Source organism: Streptomyces sp. NPDC087310 (assembly GCF_044744405.1).
In the GTDB taxonomy this organism is placed as follows: domain Bacteria; phylum Actinomycetota; class Actinomycetes; order Streptomycetales; family Streptomycetaceae; genus Streptomyces.
The window spans coordinates 118383-135549 of sequence record NZ_JBIUYF010000002.1 but is presented as its reverse complement, the minus strand read 5'-3'; the positions used below and the strand labels follow the sequence as shown (position 1 = coordinate 135549).

At 72.5% G+C, this 17167-nt stretch carries 14 protein-coding genes and 1 pseudogene; 8 read left to right on the top strand and 7 right to left on the bottom strand.

Translation table 11 applies throughout. The features are described 5' to 3' along the window. The first annotated feature begins 120 nt into the window (after window positions 1-120). Complete coding sequence (locus ACIO3P_RS06665) at window positions 121-1320, top strand: glycine C-acetyltransferase (RefSeq protein ID WP_329827719.1); 1200 nt, start codon at window positions 121-123, stop codon at window positions 1318-1320. A 73-nt stretch (window positions 1321-1393) separates the two neighbouring features. Further along, window positions 1394-2308 (top strand): LysR substrate-binding domain-containing protein, encoded by a 915-nt coding sequence (locus ACIO3P_RS06660; protein WP_399287136.1) that lies wholly within the window; start codon window positions 1394-1396, stop codon window positions 2306-2308. A gap of 14 nt (window positions 2309-2322) precedes the next feature. Here the strand turns inward: ACIO3P_RS06660 and ACIO3P_RS06655 are convergent, their stop codons facing one another. Both ACIO3P_RS06655 and xylB read right to left on the bottom strand, forming a co-directional pair. Beyond that, complete coding sequence (locus ACIO3P_RS06655; protein WP_401848747.1) at window positions 2323-3507, bottom strand: hypothetical protein; 1185 nt, start codon at window positions 3505-3507, stop codon at window positions 2323-2325. A 154-nt stretch (window positions 3508-3661) separates the two neighbouring features. Beyond that, window positions 3662-5137 carry a xylulokinase gene (xylB, locus tag ACIO3P_RS06650; RefSeq protein ID WP_401848749.1) on the bottom strand — a complete coding sequence of 492 codons (1476 nt, stop codon included), beginning with the start codon at window positions 5135-5137 and terminating at the stop codon, window positions 3662-3664. 245 nt (window positions 5138-5382) lie between these two features. On the opposite strand from xylB, the gene xylA reads away from it, so the two are divergent. Continuing rightward, window positions 5383-6552 (top strand): xylose isomerase, encoded by a 1170-nt coding sequence (gene xylA, locus ACIO3P_RS06645; RefSeq protein ID WP_329827715.1) that lies wholly within the window; start codon window positions 5383-5385, stop codon window positions 6550-6552. Window positions 6553-6677: 125 nt separating this feature from the next. Here xylA and ACIO3P_RS06640 read toward each other — a convergent pair whose 3' ends face one another. Further along, window positions 6678-7961, bottom strand: coding sequence for an ROK family protein (locus tag ACIO3P_RS06640; RefSeq protein ID WP_329827714.1), 1284 nt, complete (start codon window positions 7959-7961; stop codon window positions 6678-6680). A 230-nt stretch (window positions 7962-8191) separates the two neighbouring features. Between ACIO3P_RS06640 and ACIO3P_RS06635 the strand changes: the two are divergent. From ACIO3P_RS06635 to ACIO3P_RS06625, 3 genes and pseudogenes are all read left to right on the top strand, one after another. Next, window positions 8192-10272 (top strand): annotated as a pseudogene (locus tag ACIO3P_RS06635) (alpha-galactosidase). 89 nt (window positions 10273-10361) lie between these two features. Further along, the gene (locus tag ACIO3P_RS06630) at window positions 10362-11120 is read left to right on the top strand and encodes a glucose 1-dehydrogenase (RefSeq protein ID WP_329827713.1); all 759 of its coding nucleotides are present in this window, start codon (window positions 10362-10364) and stop codon (window positions 11118-11120) included. A 46-nt stretch (window positions 11121-11166) separates the two neighbouring features. Further along, entirely contained in the window at window positions 11167-11859 is a 693-nt protein-coding gene (locus ACIO3P_RS06625) for a FadR/GntR family transcriptional regulator (protein ID WP_401848752.1), read from the top strand. Here ACIO3P_RS06625 and ACIO3P_RS06620 read toward each other — a convergent pair. Next, window positions 11856-12320: a hypothetical protein gene (locus ACIO3P_RS06620; protein ID WP_401786160.1), complete on the bottom strand. Its 465-nt coding sequence runs from the start codon at window positions 12318-12320 to the stop codon at window positions 11856-11858. The two genes, ACIO3P_RS06625 and ACIO3P_RS06620, sit on opposite strands and share 4 nt — an antisense overlap. Next, complete coding sequence (locus tag ACIO3P_RS06615; RefSeq protein ID WP_329827711.1) at window positions 12314-12865, bottom strand: ATP-binding protein; 552 nt, start codon at window positions 12863-12865, stop codon at window positions 12314-12316. Before ACIO3P_RS06615 ends, ACIO3P_RS06620 begins: the two co-directional genes overlap by 7 nt. A 208-nt stretch (window positions 12866-13073) precedes the next feature. Between ACIO3P_RS06615 and ACIO3P_RS06610 the strand changes: the two genes are divergently transcribed. Beyond that, the gene (locus tag ACIO3P_RS06610) at window positions 13074-13937 is read left to right on the top strand and encodes a helix-turn-helix transcriptional regulator (protein WP_329827710.1); all 864 of its coding nucleotides are present in this window, start codon (window positions 13074-13076) and stop codon (window positions 13935-13937) included. Next, the gene (locus tag ACIO3P_RS06605; RefSeq protein WP_329827709.1) at window positions 13938-14174 is read left to right on the top strand and encodes a DUF397 domain-containing protein; all 237 of its coding nucleotides are present in this window, start codon (window positions 13938-13940) and stop codon (window positions 14172-14174) included. A gap of 170 nt (window positions 14175-14344) precedes the next feature. On the opposite strand, the gene mmsB is transcribed toward ACIO3P_RS06605, so the two are convergent. Both mmsB and mmsA read right to left on the bottom strand, forming a co-directional pair. Then, the gene (mmsB, locus tag ACIO3P_RS06600) at window positions 14345-15595 is read right to left on the bottom strand and encodes a multiple monosaccharide ABC transporter permease (RefSeq protein WP_329827708.1); all 1251 of its coding nucleotides are present in this window, start codon (window positions 15593-15595) and stop codon (window positions 14345-14347) included. A 5-nt stretch (window positions 15596-15600) separates the two neighbouring features. Next, window positions 15601-17121: a multiple monosaccharide ABC transporter ATP-binding protein gene (mmsA, locus tag ACIO3P_RS06595; protein ID WP_329828124.1), complete on the bottom strand. Its 1521-nt coding sequence runs from the start codon at window positions 17119-17121 to the stop codon at window positions 15601-15603. Window positions 17122-17167 lie beyond the last annotated feature (46 nt).

Sequence of the window (17167 nt, the reverse complement as noted above, 5' to 3'; positions counted from 1 at the left end):
CCGGCCGCCCCCCCATCACCTCCGCCCTCACCTCCGCGGCGGTCGGCCCCGTCACCCACCCCGTCCGGTCCGACCCCGCGACCGCCCCGCTGAAGCCCACAGAACGCACAGGGAGCCCCCATGTACGGGTCCGTCCGGGACGAACTGTCCGCCACCCTCGACGAGATCCGCGCCGCCGGTCTCTTCAAGCCCGAGCGCGTGATCTCCACCCCGCAGAGCGCCTCCGTCGCCGTCGCGGCGGGCGGCGCGCCCGGCGACGTACTCAACTTCTGCGCCAACAACTACCTCGGCCTCGCCGACCACCCCGAGGTCGTCGCCGCCGCCAAGGACGCGCTCGACCGCTGGGGCTACGGGATGGCCTCCGTACGGTTCATCTGCGGCACCCAGGAGATCCACAAGGAGCTGGAGCGGCGCCTGTCCGCGTTCCTCGGCCAGGAGGACACGATCCTCTACTCCTCCTGCTTCGACGCCAACGGCGGTGTCTTCGAGACCCTGCTCGGCCCGGAGGACGCCGTCATCTCCGACGCCCTCAACCACGCCAGCATCATCGACGGCATCCGGCTCTCCAAGGCCCGCCGCCTGCGCTACGCCAACCGCGACCTCACCGATCTTGAGACCCGGCTCAAGGAGGCGCAGGACGCCCGGCGCCGGCTGATCGTCACGGACGGCGTGTTCTCCATGGACGGGTACGTCGCCCCGCTCGACGAGATCTGCGACCTCGCCGACCGCTACGACGCGCTGGTCATGGTCGACGACTCGCACGCCGTGGGCTTCGTCGGCCCCGGTGGCCGCGGCACGCCCGAACTGCACGGTGTGCTGGACCGCGTCGACATCCTCACCGGCACGCTCGGCAAGGCGCTCGGCGGCGCGTCCGGCGGCTATGTCGCCGCGCGCGCCGAGATCGTCGCCCTGCTGCGCCAGCGCTCCCGCCCCTACCTCTTCTCGAACTCCCTCGCGCCGGTCATCGCCGCCGCCTCCCTCACGGTGCTCGACCTGCTGGAGGGCGCGGACGGACTCCGGGAGCGGCTGAACGCCAACACCCGGCTCTTCCGTACGCGGATGACCGAGGCCGGGTTCGAGATCCTGCCCGGCGACCACGCCATCGCCCCGGTCATGATCGGTGACGCCGCCGCGGCGGGCCGGATGGCGGAACTGCTGCTGGAGCGCGGCGTGTACGTGATCGGCTTCTCCTACCCCGTGGTGCCGATGGACCGGGCCAGGATCCGGGTGCAGCTCTCCGCCGCGCACTCCACCGCGGACGTGGAGCGGGCGGTCGCGGCGTTCATCGACGCGCGCGACGTCATGAAGAACGAGAGCTGACCGGGGCGGGACCGGGAACAGGCGCGGGCGGGGCGGTCCGGTGGCACGCGGGCGACCTGGCAGGATGGCGCGGGTGATCGATCCCCGCCGGCTGCGCGTCCTGCGGGCCGTCGCGGAACACCGTACGGTGACCGCCGCGGCCGCCGCGCTCTACCTGACTCCCTCGGCCGTCTCCCAGCAGCTCGCCGCGCTGGAGCAGGAGACGGGCCACGCCCTGCTGACCCGCAGTGGCCGGGGGGTCAGGCTGACCGCCGCCGGGGACATCCTGCTCGCCCACACGCATCAGGTCCTCGCCCAGCTCGAACGCGCGGAGGCGGAACTGGCCGCGTACGCGGGCGGCACGGCCGGCGAGGTCACGGTCGCCGCGTTCGCCACCGGCATCGCCGAGGTACTGGCCCCCGCCCTGCGGCAGCTCGCCGGGGAACACCCCGACATCCGGGTACGGGTACGGGACGCCGAGGGCGACGAGAGCCTGCCGCTGGTGCTCGACGGGGAGGCGGACGTGGCCGTCGCGGTCGAGTACCGGGGCGCCCCGCGCGAGGACGACCTGCGGCTCTCCCGGGTGGCGCTGTACGCGGAGCCCTTCGACGCGGTGCTGCCCGCGGCCCACCCGCTGGGCCTCGCCGCGGAGGTCACGCTCGACGGTCTCGCCGACAGCGACTGGATCGGCCCCTACCCGGGCAACCCCTGCCACGACGTCATACAGCTCGCCTGCGAACTGGCCGGCTTCCAGCCCCGCCTGGCGCACTCCTCGGACGACTTCCGCGCGGTCGTCGCCCTCGCGGGCGCGGGCGCCGGGGTCGCCCTGGTGCCCCGCTCGGCGCTGCGCGGCATGGAGCTCAAGGGCACGGTCGTACGCCCCGTGGTGGGCCCGGCCGCGACCCGCCGCGTCTTCGCCGCCGTACGCAGGGGCGCGGAGGACCATCCGCTGATCCGCCCGGTCCTGGCGGCCCTGTCGCTGGCGGCGGCCGGGGTGACGACGGGCTGAGGGGCCGGCGGATCTCAGCCGACCAGCGTCAGCAGGAGGATCAGCACGGTCAGCGCGCCCGCCGCGATCCCCGACGCGTGCAGCAGCAACCGCCGGGACGGTACGCGGGTGACGACGAGCCCGCGCTCGCCGGGGAGCACGTAGAAGACCCAGTTCGGCTGGTTCACCAGTTTCAGCCGGGTCAGCCGCAGACTCCGGACGCTCACCTCCCGCGCGATCTCCCTGGGCTCAGGGGCGAGATGGCCTTCGAGGGAGCGGCGGTGGGTCCGGTCGACGCCGTCCGGCACCGCGAACGGGTCGCTCCCCGCGCCGGTCAGCTCGGTCCAGCGGGTGGTGGTGCGCTCCAGCCGGGTGCGGACCGGGCGGGGCCAGCTCCGCTCGGGCAGCTCCAGCGTACGGACGGACGTCCTGCGCCGGATGATCCCCGCGACCCAGCGGACGACGCTGCCCTTGCCACCGCACTGGGCGTGCTCGATACGGCGGGAGCCGTCGCACTCCTCGCACCGTACGACGTTCTTGCCGCCGCAGGTGGCGCAGGTGACGACGCCCCGGCCCCTGCATGTCGCGCAGGCCGTCTCCTTGCGGTGGCAGCGGGCACAGGTGGTCCTGGGCGGTACGTCGGCCTCGCGGGCCCGCGCCGCCCCGTCCGCCGCCGGCTTCCCGCTCTCCTCGCGGCGCCGCGGGTCCGGGCAGTGGGTGCACGAGTCGACCCCCAGGCAGTCCGGGCAGGGAGCCGTCTGCGGGTCGGGGCACGGGCGCTTGCCCCGGCCCTGACAACCGGGGCAGGTGATACGGCCGTTGTCGCAGCCACAGATGATCTCCCGGTCGGAGCCCTCGCGCACCAGCTCCAGCCTCAGCGTCTCGTGGGCGTCCTTCGGGGCCGCGAGGACATGACTGCCCACATCGTCCTGGTAGCGGGGCCGGCCGGACAGATCGACCGGCCCGTGGTGCTCGGCCTTCTCCTCGGTGCGGGTCTCGACACAGCGGACGGTTCTGGCGCGGAGGAGCTGATGGCGTTCGATCTTCCGTACGTGCCCGGCCAGTTCGCGGTGCGGATGGCGCGTACGGCTGGTGCCGCCCCCGTAGCCGAGGACGGCTTCGAGGAGCGCTTCCTCGGACGGCTCCCCGTCGGAACCGGAGGGCTCCGAGCCGAACACCGCCTTCTCGTACGGCTCTTCCCCGGACGGTGCGTCGGACATGGCCGGTTCCCCTCCCCGACGCGGGCCGCGCCCGCTCAGGACCGCAGCGTAGAGGGGCGCCTGACGCCCCCTCAAGTGGCGCGCGGGGGCGCTCATCGGCGCGGAACCGGCGCGCGTCCGGCCGCCGTACGGCGGGACGCGGGCCCGTCCCGTCTCAGGCCAGCAGGCTCGGCGCCGCCTTGTCCAGCACCGTGCCCACCCGCTCCCAGGTCTCCATGTCCCGCTCCACCGCCTCCAGTTCGGCCCCGCCGCCGGCGTCCCAGGACGTCGCGACCGCCACCGGGTCCTGGCCTGTCGCCGCGCCCGCCGCGAGCGCCGCCGCGCCGAGTGCGACCAGTTCGCCGCCCGCCGGCACGATCAGGGGCCGGCCCGAGAGGCGCCGTACGGTCTCCACCCACATCCGGCCCCGCGCGCCGCCGCCCACCAGCCGCATCGGGCGGGTGGCCACCGCCGGGTCCGCCGGATCGAGCCCGCACGCGCGCAACACCTCGTCCAGCGCGCGCAGTACGGTGACGGCCGCGCCCTCGTACGCGGCGCCCAGGAGCTGCTGCGGCGTGGTGTCGTGGCGCACCCCGGTCAGCAGCCCGGAGGCGGCCGGCAGATCGGGGGTGCGCTCCCCGTCGAGATACGGCAGCACGACGGCCTCACCGCCCGGCACCGCGTCCTCCCGGTCGAGCCGGAGCAGCGCGGCCACCTTGTCCACGGCCAGCGTGCAGTTGAGGGTGCAGGCCAGCGGAAGGTACGTACCGTCGGCGGCGGCGAACCCCGCGAGCGCGATGGACGCGGGGCGGGTACGGGTGGCGGCGAAGACCGTGCCCGAGGTGCCCAGGGAGAGCACCGGGTGGTCGAGCAGCCCGGCGCCGCCGAACCCCAGACCGATCGCCGCGCTCATGTTGTCGCCGGTCCCCGCGGCGACCGCGACACCGGCGGGCAGGCCGAGTTCGGCCGCCGCCCCGGCCGTCAGCGAGCCGACCCGGGTGGCCCCCGTCGCCGCGACGGCGGGCAGCAGCGCGGGGTCGAGGCCGAGGAGCGTCAGCAGCTCCTCGTCGTACCCGCCGGTCGCCGTCGAGTACCAGCAGGTGCCCGAGGCGTCGCCCGGGTCCGTCGCCGCGACCCCCGACAGCCGTTCGGTGAGGAAGTCGTGGGGGAGCCTGACGGCCGCCGTGGCCCGCGCGACGGCCGCGTCGTTCTCCCGCAGCCACTGCCACTTCGTGGCCGTCATCGAGGCCACCGGCACCGAGCCCGTACGCGCCGTCCAGGCGCCGGGGCCGCCGAGCGCTTCGGTGAGCGCGGCGGCCTGCGGGGCCGAGCGGGTGTCGTTCCACAGCAGCGCCGGGCGCAGCGGCTTGCCGCCGCGGTCCAGCACCACCAGTCCGTGCTGCTGCCCCGCCACCGCGATCCCGGTCACGGCCGAGGGGTCCGTACCGGACTCCTTCAGTCCGGCGGCGACCGCCTCGCGCAGGGCGTCCCACCAGTTCTCCGGGTCGCTCTCCCGGGCCCCGCCCTCGCCGGACACCCGGTGCGGGGCGCGGCCCACGGCGAGCAGCCGACCGGTGGCGGCGTCGGTGAAGGCCGCCTTCGTGGACTGGGTGGAGCTGTCCACGCCGATCACGACCGGGCTCTGCGACATGGGCGTACCTCTTCCGAGCAGCGGTTTTGGACGTCGGGAGAACAAATTACGCGATGGCGCGGCGCACGGGAACCGTCCCGCCGATCATCGCCCCCGGCGGGGAGTCGGCGGGGAGTCGGCGGTGAGTCGGCCGGGATGCGGCGCGGGGGTTTTCCGTGCGGCGACCGGCATGCATTATTAGTCATGTCAGGAAACAAAAAGGTTACGGCACCCACCGGACCCGAGGTATCGAAGGCGGCCAGAGCATGACGGAACGCTTCACCCCCACCCCTGAGGACAAGTTCAGCTTCGGCCTCTGGACGGTGGGCTGGCAGGGCAGGGACCCGTTCGGGGACGCGACCCGCCCGGCCCTCGACCCCGTCGAGTCCGTGCGGCGCCTCGCCGATCTCGGCGCGTACGGCGTGACGTTCCACGACGACGACCTGATCCCCTTCGGCTCCTCCGACACCGAGCGCGAGTCGCACATCAAGCGCTTCCGGCAGGCCCTGGACGCGACCGGCATCGTCACCTCCATGGTCACCACCAACCTCTTCACCCACCCCGTCTTCAAGGACGGCGCCTTCACCGCCAACGACCGCGACGTCCGCCGCTACGCGCTCCGCAAGACCCTGCGCAACATCGACCTCGCCGCCGAGCTGGGCGCGAAGACCTTTGTGGCCTGGGGCGGCCGTGAGGGCGCGGAGTCGGGCGGCGCCAAGGACGTACGATCCGCGCTCGACCGGATGAAGGAAGCCTTCGACCTGTTCGGCGACTACGTCACCGAGCAGGGGTACGAGCTGCGCTTCGCCATCGAGCCCAAGCCGAACGAGCCGCGCGGCGACATCCTGCTGCCCACCGTCGGCCACGCCCTGGCCTTCATCGAACAACTGGAGCGCCCCGAACTGTTCGGGGTGAACCCTGAGGTCGGCCACGAGCAGATGGCGGGGCTGAACTTCCCGCACTCCATCGCCCAGGCCCTGTGGGCGGGCAAGCTCTACCACATCGACCTCAACGGCCAGAACGGCATCAAGTACGACCAGGACCTGCGCTTCGGCGCCGGTGATCTGCGGGCCGCCTTCTGGCTGGTGGACCTGCTGGAGAACGCGGGCTGGGACGGCAGCAGGCACTTCGACTTCAAGCCGCCGCGCACCGAGGACTTCGACGGGGTGTGGGCCTCCGCCGCCGGCTGCATGCGCAACTACCTGATCCTGAAGGAGCGGGCCGCCGCCTTCCGCGCCGACCCGCTGGTCCAGGAGGCGCTGAGCGCCTCGCGCGTCGGGGAGCTGGCAGAGCCCTCCGCCGCCGACGGGGTGGCCGGACTGCTGGCGGACCGCGCCGCGTACGAGGAGTTCGACGTCGAGGCGGCCGGGGCGCGCGGGATGGCGTTCGAGCACCTGGACCAGCTCGCGATGGACCACCTGCTCGGGGCCCGCTGACCCGACGGCCTCCGGGGCGCGGACACGCGGACACGCGGACACGCACCCACGCGGACACGCGGTACGCGCACGCCGGACGGATCCCTATCGGACCCGTCCGGCGTCAGCCGTTCCCGGCGCCGTGGTCAGCCGTTCCCGGCGCCCTGGTCGGCCGGGGCGGTCCCGCCGTTGACGGGGCCGCCCCGCCCCACGTACGCCACCGGGTCGGCCAGCACCGCCCGTACCACCAGCGCCGCCCCGCCGCGCGCCGCGTCCCCCGCCGAGGAGGACGCGCGCAACCGCCCGCTGCCGCGCGGCCACAGGCCCGACACCACACGGGCCGTCAGCTCCCGGTCCGCGGCGGGCGACAGCCAGGGCATCAGCTCCCGGTAGATCCCGCCGAGCACGACCGCGTCCGGGTCGAGGAGGTTCACCGCCCCCGACAGCACCCGGCCCAGCATGGTCCCGGCCCGCTCGACCGCCGCCAGCGCCGCCGCGTCGCCCCGGAGCGCCCGGCGCTCCAGTTCCGCCACGCCCGGCACCCCGGCGTCCTCGTCGATGCCCGCCGCCCGCAGCAGCGCCGACTGGCCCGCGTACTGCTCCAGGCACCCCCGGGCGCCGCACCGGCACAGCGGTCCGTCCGCGTCGGCGACCACATGGCCGATCTCCCCGGCGAACCCGTGGGCCCCGCGCAGGAGTTCGCCGTCCAGCACCAGCGCCCCGCCGACACCGATCTCGCCGGTCAGGTAGAGGAAGGTACGGAGCGGTCCCGGGCCGCCGAACCACAGCTCGGCCAGCGCCGCCAGATTGGCCTCGTTCTCCGAACTCACCGGCAGTTCGGGCGCCGTGGGGCGCTGCCCCGCCAGGGCGCGCGCGAACAGCGCCTGCGCCGGTACCCGGTTCCAGCCGAGGTTCGGCGCCTGGCGTACCGTGCCCCCCGACACCAGCCCCGGCAGGGCGAGTTGGACCCCGACCGGGTGCAACCCCTGCTCGGCCGCCGACTCCAGGGTGCGCGCGGCGATCCGGGCGCCGCGGGCCAGTACCTCGGCGGGCTCCGTACCACGGTTGTCGAGGTGCTCGGTCAGCCGTACCCGGTCCGTGCCGGACAGATCGACCACGCACACCGACACGTAGTCGATATTGATCTCCACGCCGATCCCGGCGGGTCCCGAACGCGTCACCTTCAGTACGGTGCCAGGGCGCCCGGCCTGCCCGCTGAAGGTTTTGCCGGATTCGGAGAGGAATCCGCTCTCCATCAACTGTTCGACCAGCGAGGAGACCGCGGCCCGGGTCAGCCCCACCCGCGCCGCCACCCCGGCCCGGGTCGTCTCGCCCTCGTCCCGTACCGCCCTCAGCACAAGGCTCAGATTGTGCCGGCGCACCGATTCCTTGTCGGCCTTGGGGCCGAGGGGGGTCTGGTTGGTGTTCATCTCGCGGACGAGCCTATGTGATCGGAATCGGCCGGAACGGGTCACTCGACAAGCAGGATGTCTCATTCCGCCCGATGGTGCGATTAATTAGTAATTAATCTTGACGGGGTCGCGGCGCCCCGTCAGGCTGGGGCCGCCGAACGAGGAGCAGCCACGTGACCACGCACGCGCCCGACCAGCCCCCGGCCGACCACGACCCCGGCGACCGGGCCCCGGCCCACCGGTGGATCCTGCGCACGGAGAACACCACCTATGCCGTCGCGCTCGCCCCGGAAGGCCAGTGGGCCGAACTGACCGCCTGGGGACCGCACGGCGTGGAGAGCGGCCCCTCGCCGCTCGACTGGTCGCGCCGTACGCACTTCGTCACCCCGGCCGACCTGGCCCCCGCCGAGTACATCCCGTACGGGCTGCGGCCGTTCACCGGCGCCGATCTGCTCGCCCAGCGCCCCGGCGAGGACCGCGGCGTGTGGTGGGCCTTCACCGGAGCCGAGACGGACGGGGACCGCGCGCTGCGGCTCCTCTTCACCGACGAGACCCTGGGGCTCGACGCGACGCTCCACTACGAGAGCGTCCCCGGCACGGACGTGATCCTGCGCTGGGCCGAGCTGGTGTGCACCGGCGACAGCGAACTGCGCCTGGAGCGCTTCGACTCGGCCGCCGTGAACATCCCCGTGACGGCCGGCGCCCGGCTCACGTACCTCACCGGCCAGTGGGCCCAGGAGTTCCAGCGCACCCAGCTCGAACTGACCCGTGGCCGCTTCGAGATGGCCTCCACCCAGGCCGTGCCCGGCCACGCGTACGCCCCCTGGCTCGCCGTCCAGGACGCCGCGCACCCTGACGGGGCCACCGGCGTCCCCACCTACGGCGTCGCCCTCCAGTGGCCCGGGAACTGGCACATCACCACCGACGCCGAGCCCGGCGGCGCGGTCCGCGTCCGCGCGGGACGGCTGCCCCACGAGGGCGCGGTACGGCTCGCCCCCGGCGCCCGGCTCACCACCCCGAAGCTCGCCTGCGCCTTCAGCCCGGACGGACTCGACGGCCTGGCCCGGGTCTGGCACCGCTACGAGCGCGGGCTCACCGGCGGGCGGATGCACGTACCCGCAAGGTCCTCTACAACTCGTGGGAGGCCACCGGCTTCGACGTCGACGCCGACAGCCAGCTCGAACTGGCCCGGATCGCCGCCGACATGGGCGCCGAACTGTTCGTCGTCGACGACGGCTGGTTCCCCGGCCGGGCCGACGACACGGGCGGTCTCGGCGACTGGCGGCCCGACCCGGCGTCCTTCCCGGCCGGGTTCGACGCCTTCGTCGGCGAAGTCCGCGCCCTCGGCATGGACTTCGGCCTCTGGGTGGAGCCCGAGTGCGTCAGCCCCCGCTCCGAGCTGTACGCCGCGCACCCCGAGTGGGTCTACCGGGTGGCGGGCCGCCCGGCCCGCCTGGTCCGCAACCAGCTCCTGCTCGACCTCGGCCGTGAGGACGTCCAGGACTTCGTGCTCGCCACCTTCGACCGGCTCCTCGGCGACCACGGGATCAGCTACCTCAAGTGGGACATGAACCGCCCGCCGACCGAACGCGGCCGTCCCGGCGGCGGCCCCGCCGAGGAACTCGACCTCGACGCCGCGCACGTCGCCGGCTATCTGCGCGTCCTCGACCACCTCCGCGCCCGCCACCCGCACGTCACCGTCGAGGGCTGTTCGGCGGGCGGCGGCCGGATCGAGCACGCCACCCTCGCCCGTACGGACGTGGTGTGGCCCAGCGACAACACGGCGCCGCTCGACCGGCTCGCCATCCAGTACGGCTATCTGCACGCGCACGCCCCGCACACCATGAGCTCCTGGGTCACCGACTCACCCGGCATCTTCGACCCGCGCCCCCGCTCCCTCGGCTTCCGCTTCGTCAACGCGAGCGCCGGTGTCCTCGGGATCGGCGCCGACATCCGCACCTGGAGCGCGGAGCGGCGCGCCGAGGCCGCGCGCTGGGTCGCCCGCTACAAGGACGTCCGCGAGATCGTCCACCACGGCGAGGCGCGGCTGCTGAACACCCCCGCCGACACCACCTGCGGGGTCCAGTACGAGGAGCCCGGCGGCGGCCGGATCGTCGTCACCGCCCTCAGCACCGGCCGGCTCGACGGGGCGCCTCTGGTCCCGGGCCGCCCGGCCAGGCTGCGGCTGCGCGGCGTGGACCCGGCGGCCCGCTACACCGACGCCGCGTCGGGCGAGACATACGGCGGGGCCCATCTGACGCACTACGGGCTGCCGTTCGCGTGGACGGCGGAGTACGACGCCGAACTCGTCGTCCTGGTACGGCAGTAGGCGGCCGGAGCCTTCGGACATCAGGCCGTAACCTCGGGACACAGTCCATGTCCCCGAAGGCCGAGGAGTCGTACCGTCCCATGCGCCCCATGAACGGAATCGCCCGCTTCACCGACCGGATCGCCGTGGTCACCGGCGCCGCCTCGGGCATCGGCGCCGCCACGGCGGCCCGCCTCGCCGCCGAGGGCGCCTCGGTCGTCCTCGCCGACACCGACGCGGAGCGCGGTGTGCCCGCCGCCGCGCGGATCCGCGAGGAGGGCGGGCGGGCCGCGTTCGTGCTGGCCGATGTGGCGCAGGAGGACGGCTGGGACCGTATCGTCACCGCCGCCCACACCTTCGGACCCGTGGACGTCCTGGTCAGCAACGCGTACACCGTGGACATCACGCCGGCGCACGAGATGACCCTCGCCTCCTGGGAACGGCAGCTCGCCGTCAACCTCACCGGTGGGTTCCTCGGCTTCCGGGCGGTCCTGCCCGATCTGCGCGCCCGGCGCGGCGCCGTGGTGCTGACCTCGTCCGTCCACGCCCACCAGGGCATACCGGGACGCCCCGCCTACGCCGCCTCCAAGGGCGCCCTGCTCTCGCTCTGCGCCCAACTCGCCGTGGAGTACGGGCCTGAGGTACGGGTCAACGCGGTCCTGCCGGGTCCGATCCTCACCGCGGCCTGGGACGGGATCCCCGAGGAGGAGCGGGCGCGCAGCGCCGCCGGGACCGCGGCGCGCCGCTTCGGCACCCCCGAGGAGGTCGCCGCGGCGATCGCCTTCCTCGCGGCCGAGGAAGCCTCGTACATCACCGGATCGAGCCTGCTCGTGGACGGCGGGTGGAGCGTCGTGAAGGCATCCGCCTGAACGGGCGGGGGCCGTCGGCCCCGAACCAGGAGAGAGGCGGAGCCGTATGGCGCCCTACACACACCGGGGGGTGCACGGCCGGACGGTGGAGACGCTGGCGCGCCGGGTGCTCGGCGGGGGGATCCCCGAGGGCACCACGCTCGATCTCGGCGCGCTGCGAAGGGAGTTGGACGTCAGCCTGACCGTCCTGCGGGAGTCGCTGAAGGTGCTAGCGGCCAAGGGCATGGTCCACGCCCGGCAGAAGCGCGGCACCTTCGTGCGGCCCCGCGCCGACTGGAACCTGCTCGACGCGGACGTGCTGCGCTGGCAGTTCGCGGACGGTCCCGGCGCACCGGCAGGACCCGCCCTGCTGCGCGATCTGGGCGAGCTCCGTGCCATCGTCGGGCCGGCCGCGGCCCGGCTGGCCGCCGAGCGCCGTACGGACGCGGACCTCACCGCACTGGAGACGGCCCTCGGGGCGCTGGCGGAGAGCGCCGACAGCCCCGCCCGCGCCGCCGAGGCCGCTCTGGCGTTCCACCGGGGGCTCCTCGCGGCCACCGGCAACGAGTTGCTGGAGCGGATGGAGATGGTCGTCGGGCCGGGCCCCGCCCACCACGGCTCCCCGCCGCCGGCGGACCCGGTGCCCGGCCACCGGGCCGTCCTCGACGCGGTACGGGCCCGGGACCGGGACGCGGCCGAACAGGCGATGCGGGCGCTGCTCGGCGTACGGGACCTGGGCGGCCGGGGCGCGGCAGGCTAGCCGCGCTGGCGCGCCGGACGCTGCGCGGGCACCGTCCCCGTCCCTGGCCCCGCGCCCGCCCCCGTACCACCGGCCGCCCACGCGGGGGCCGTTCCGCTGAGCTGGCAGACCATCAGGTAGAAGGGGATCGGCGGGGTGTACGGGGTGGGCGCCTGCGGCCAGTGGATCAGCTTGGGGTGGACCGCGGGGACCGTCGTACCGCTGATGTAGCGGGCGGGGGACGGCCAGGTCAGATCGAGGTCGGAGCCCGCCGGGACGATCCACCACCACCAGTCGGTGTCCGCGAAGACACAGCCGGTCCTCGGCAGCCGGGCCATCAGCCGGAAGCCGTGCTCCGCGGGCACGCCCACCGCGTCGCACCCCAGGGAGGCCGGCAGCGTGGCCGGCAGGGGCAGTTCGATCCCGCGCGGCGTGGTGTCCCGCAGGCCGCGGGCCAGCCGCTGGAGCGCGGTCCTCAGCACGGCGGCTCCGTTCCGCGCGGTGCCTGCGTCGCGCGGGCCGGTCCGGCGCCGTGCGTCAGCGGCCGGCCGGTGCCGTGCGGCGATGCGCCCGCGTGTGGCAGTTCGGCCCAGACGACGCGCCCGGGGCCGTAACCCGATGTGTCGTGGGCTCCCCAGCCGCTGCACATCGAGTCGACGAGGAAGAGCCCCCGCCCGCCTTCGCCCTCGGCCTCACCCTCGGCCGTGTGATGGAGCTGGGGCCCGGTGGGCCCGTAGCCCTGGTCCTCCACCGCTATCCGCAGGCGTCCCTCGCCGTCGCGTATCTCGCAGATGACGCGGTTGCCCGCGGCGTGCACGATCGCGTTCGTCACCAGCTCGGACACGACGAGGACCGCGGTGTCGCAGGTCTCCTCGTCCAGGTCCCAGAGGACGAGGCGGGCCTGTATGAGCTGTCTGGCGCGTCCGACGGACTCCGCGTGAGCCGGCAGGCGGAACCCGTAGCGGCGGACTGCGTTGCCAGGGCACAGGGCTATGAGCTGGGGGGTGAGCGCGTTACCAGGTGCCACGACCGATTCCTAACGGTGGGGGAGCAGCGGATGCGTGCAAGACCTCTCCCATGGCAGAGCGCGACAACCGCGTGAACTGGTTCACCGGTCCACTGTCCACCCGCCGAGGACACTTGGCAAGTGGCACTCTGAAAAATTCAGAGTGCCATGTTCTTCGTCGTGGCGGCATGGCAGACTGCTGGTAACCGTGCGTGGGAAGGACCCAAAAGTGAGCGAACCGCGGTCCGCCCCGACCGTGGGCCAGGTCGTACTCGGCAGACGTCTGCAGGACCTGCGCGAGCGCCGCGGTCTGAGACGCGAGGAGGCCGCCAGGCTCCTGCGGGTGGCTCCGGCCACGATCCGCCGGATGGAGACGGCCGAGGTCGCGCTCAAGATCCCTTACGTACAGTTACTGCTCAGGGCGTACGGCGTGCCCGAGGAGGAGGCGGACGCCTTCGTCGAACTGACGGAGGAGGCGAACAAGCCCGGCTGGTGGCAGCGGTTCCACGACATCCTGCCGGACTGGTTCAGCATGTACGTCTCCCTGGAGGGCGCGGCGTCCCTCCTCCGGGCGTACGAGCCCCATTTCGTTCCGGGACTGCTCCAGACCGAGGAGTACGCCCGGGCCGTCATGCACGCGGGAGCCGTGGGGCAGGCACAGCCGGAGGAGATCGAACGGCATGTGGCGCTCCGCATGGAACGTCAGTCGCTCCTGACACGTGCCGACGCGCCCAGATTCTGGGTGATCATGGACGAGACCGTGCTGCGCCGCCCCGTCGGGGAGGATCCGCAGGTCATGCGGGCACAGATCGACAGGCTTCTGGAAGCCTCCGAGCTGACCAACGTGACCCTGCAGATCGCGGAGTTCTCCAGCGGACACCACCCGGGTACCTACGGGCCGTTCGTTCTGTTCCGTTTCGCCGTGCCGGAGTTGCCTGACATGGTCTACAGCGAGTACCTGACCGGTGCCGTCTACCTTGACGCACGTCCCGAAGTGGCCACCCACCTTGAGGTCATGGACCGGATGGCGGCCCAGGCCGCAACTGCACAACGCACGAAGGAGATCCTCAAGGATGTCCGCAAGGAGCTGTGAATGGACCCCATATACAACGGCATGCCCGCCGCCGACCTCGGCACCGAAGGCTGGTACAAGCCGTGGAGCGGCGGCAACGGCGGCAACTGCGTCGAGGCCATGAAGCTGGCCGACGGCCGGGTCGCCGTGCGTCAGTCCGCCGATCCCGGCGGTCCGGCGCTGATCTACACCACGAGTGAGATCGCCGCTTTCATCCAGGGCGCCAAGTCGGGGCAGGCGGACTTCCTGCTCACGTGATCCGCCGCCGTACAGGGGCGTACGGCGGCGGGACCCGAGCTGTCACTGAATCACGGGGAGCGCGGCGTCGCAGCACTTTCAGGTGCGCTGCGGCGCCGCGCTGATGTCACCGGGGCGGGGACACCGGGTCAGGCAGGTTCAGGCCGGGGAAGGCCGGGTGTCAGGCCGGTTCAGGCACCCACCCTGCGCTTGTTCCAGACGTCGAAGCCCACCGCGGCCAGCAGCACCAGGCCCTTGATGACCTGCTGGTAGTCGGTGCCGATACCGACCAGCGACATCCCGTTGTTCAGGACGCCCAGCACCAGACCGCCGATGATCGCGCCGAACACCGTGCCGACGCCGCCGGTCATCGACGCGCCGCCGATGAACGCGGCGGCGATGGCCTCCAGTTCGAAGTTGATGCCGGCCTGCGGCACCCCCGCGTTGAGCCGCGCCGCGTAGACCACGCCGGCGAGCGCCGCCAGCACGCCCATGTTGACGAAGACCAGGAAGGTGACCCGCTTGTCCTTGACGCCGGACAGCTTCGCCGCCGCCTGGTTGCCGCCGAGCGCGTACACGTGGCGGCCGACGACGGCGTTGCGCATGACGTAGCCGAAGCCGATCAGCAGCGCCGCCAGCAGCAGCAGGACGACCGGCACACCCCGGTAGCTGGCCAGGGTCATGGTGAAGGCCAGCACCGCCGCCGCCAGCGCCACGCACTTGACGACGAACAGGTTGAAGGGCAGGACCTCCAGGTCGTACGCCTGCTGCCGGCGCCGGTCCCGGAACTCCTGGAAGAGCGCGAACGCCAGCAGCGCCAGCCCCAACAGGAGGGTCAGGTTGTGGTAGTTGGTGGACGGACCGATCTCGGGGAGATAGCCGGTCGAGATCTTCTGGAAGCCCTCGGGGAACGGGCCGAGCGAGCGCGACCCCAGGAAGATCTGCGTACCGCCGCGGAAGATCAGCATCCCGGCGAGGGTGACGATGAACGACGGGATGCCGACGTACGCGATCCAGAACCCCTGCCAGGCCCCGGCGACCGCGCCGATCAGCAGCCCCAGGATCAGCGCTGGAACCCAGGGCATGTCGTGTTCGACCATCATCACCGCGCAGGCCGCGGAGACGAACGCGGCCAGCGAGCCGACCGACAGGTCGATATGGCCCGCGACGATCACGATCATCATGCCGATGGCCAGGACCAGGATGTAGCTGTTCTGGAGAACCAGGTTGGTGACGTTGTTCGGCTTGAGGAGGACCCCGTCCGTCCATATCTGGAACAGGACGACGATCAGGCCGAGCGCGACGAGCATGCCGTACTGCCGCATGTTGCGGCGCGCGGCGTCCATGAGCAGCGCCCCCGTCGCGGAGCGCCCGGACGGAGGCGTCGGTGGGGCGTCCTTCGGTGTGTCGCCCTTCGGCGTGTCGGTGGTGACCGGACCCATGTCGACTACCTCGTGTTCTTGGTCATGTGGCGCATCAGTACTTCCTGGGTCGCTTCCGCCCGCGGGATCTCACCGGTGAGCCGGCCGGCCGCCATCGTGTAGATGCGGTCGCACATGCCGAGCAGTTCGGGGAGTTCCGAGGAGATGAAGACGACGGCCTTGCCCTCGGCGGCGAGTTGGTCGATGACGGTGTAGATCTCGTACTTCGCACCGACGTCGATGCCGCGGGTGGGCTCGTCGAGAATCAGCACATCGGGACCCGCGAAGATCCATTTGCTGAGGACGACCTTTTGCTGGTTGCCGCCGGAGAGCCGTCCGACCTGCTCGAACACCGTCGGCGTCTTGATGTTCATGCTCTTGCGGTACGACTCGGCGACCCGGCCCTCCTCGTGCTCGTCGACGATCCCGCGCCGGGACACCTTGGAGAGCGCTCCCAGGGTGATGTTGCGGCCGATGGTGTCGATGAGGTTGAGCCCGTACTGCTTGCGGTCCTCGGTGACATAGGCGATCCCGTGCGCCACGGCCTCCGGCACCGTCCTGGTCCGGATCTCCGTGCCGTCCTTGAGGACCGTCCCGCTGATGTTGCGGCCGTAACTGCGGCCGAACACGCTCATCGCCAACTCGGTGCGGCCGGCGCCCATCAGCCCCGCGATACCGACGATCTCGCCCCTGCGGACCTCGACGGAGACCCCGTCCACGACCTTGCGCTGCTGGTCGATCGGGTGGTGCACGGTCCAGTCCCGCACCTCCAGGGCGGGCCGCGCCTCCGGATCGCCCTCGTACGGGGTGCGTTCGGGGAAGCGGTGGTCGAGATCGCGGCCGACCATGCCCCGGATGATCCGGTCCTCGGTGGTCGACTCCGCGCTCACGTCCAGCGTCTCGATGGTCCTGCCGTCCCGCAGGATGGTGACGGAGTCCGCCACCTCGGCGATCTCGTTGAGCTTGTGCGAGATGATGATCGAGGTGATGCCCTGCTCCTTCAACTCCTTGATGAGGCGCAGGAGCTGGGCACTGTCGCTGTCGTTGAGCGCCGCCGTCGGCTCGTCCAGGATCAGCAGCTTGACCCGCTTGGCGAGCGCCTTGGCGATCTCCACGAGCTGCTGCTTGCCGACCCCGATGTCGGCGACCCGGGTCTGCGGGTGCTCGTTCAGACCCACCCGCTTGAGCAGTTCGGCGGCGTGCCGGAGCGTGTCGTTCCAACTGATGAAGCCCCGGGTCGCGTGCTCGTTGCCCAGGAAGATGTTCTCGGCGATGGACAGGTAGGGGATCAGGGCCAGTTCCTGATGGATGATCACGATGCCCTGGGACTCGCTGGCCTTGATGTCCTTGAAGGCGCACGCGGCGCCCTCGAACAGGATCTCACCCTCGTAACTCCCGTGCGGGTGAACCCCGCTGAGGACCTTCATGAGGGTCGACTTGCCCGCACCGTTCTCACCGCAGATGGCGTGCACCTCGCCCGGGGCGACGGTCAGGGTGACGTCCGAGAGCGCCTTGACCCCGGGGAAGGTCTTGACGATGGAGCGCATTTCCAGGACGGGGGCCGCCGCGCCGGGCGCCCCCGCCGTACCGACT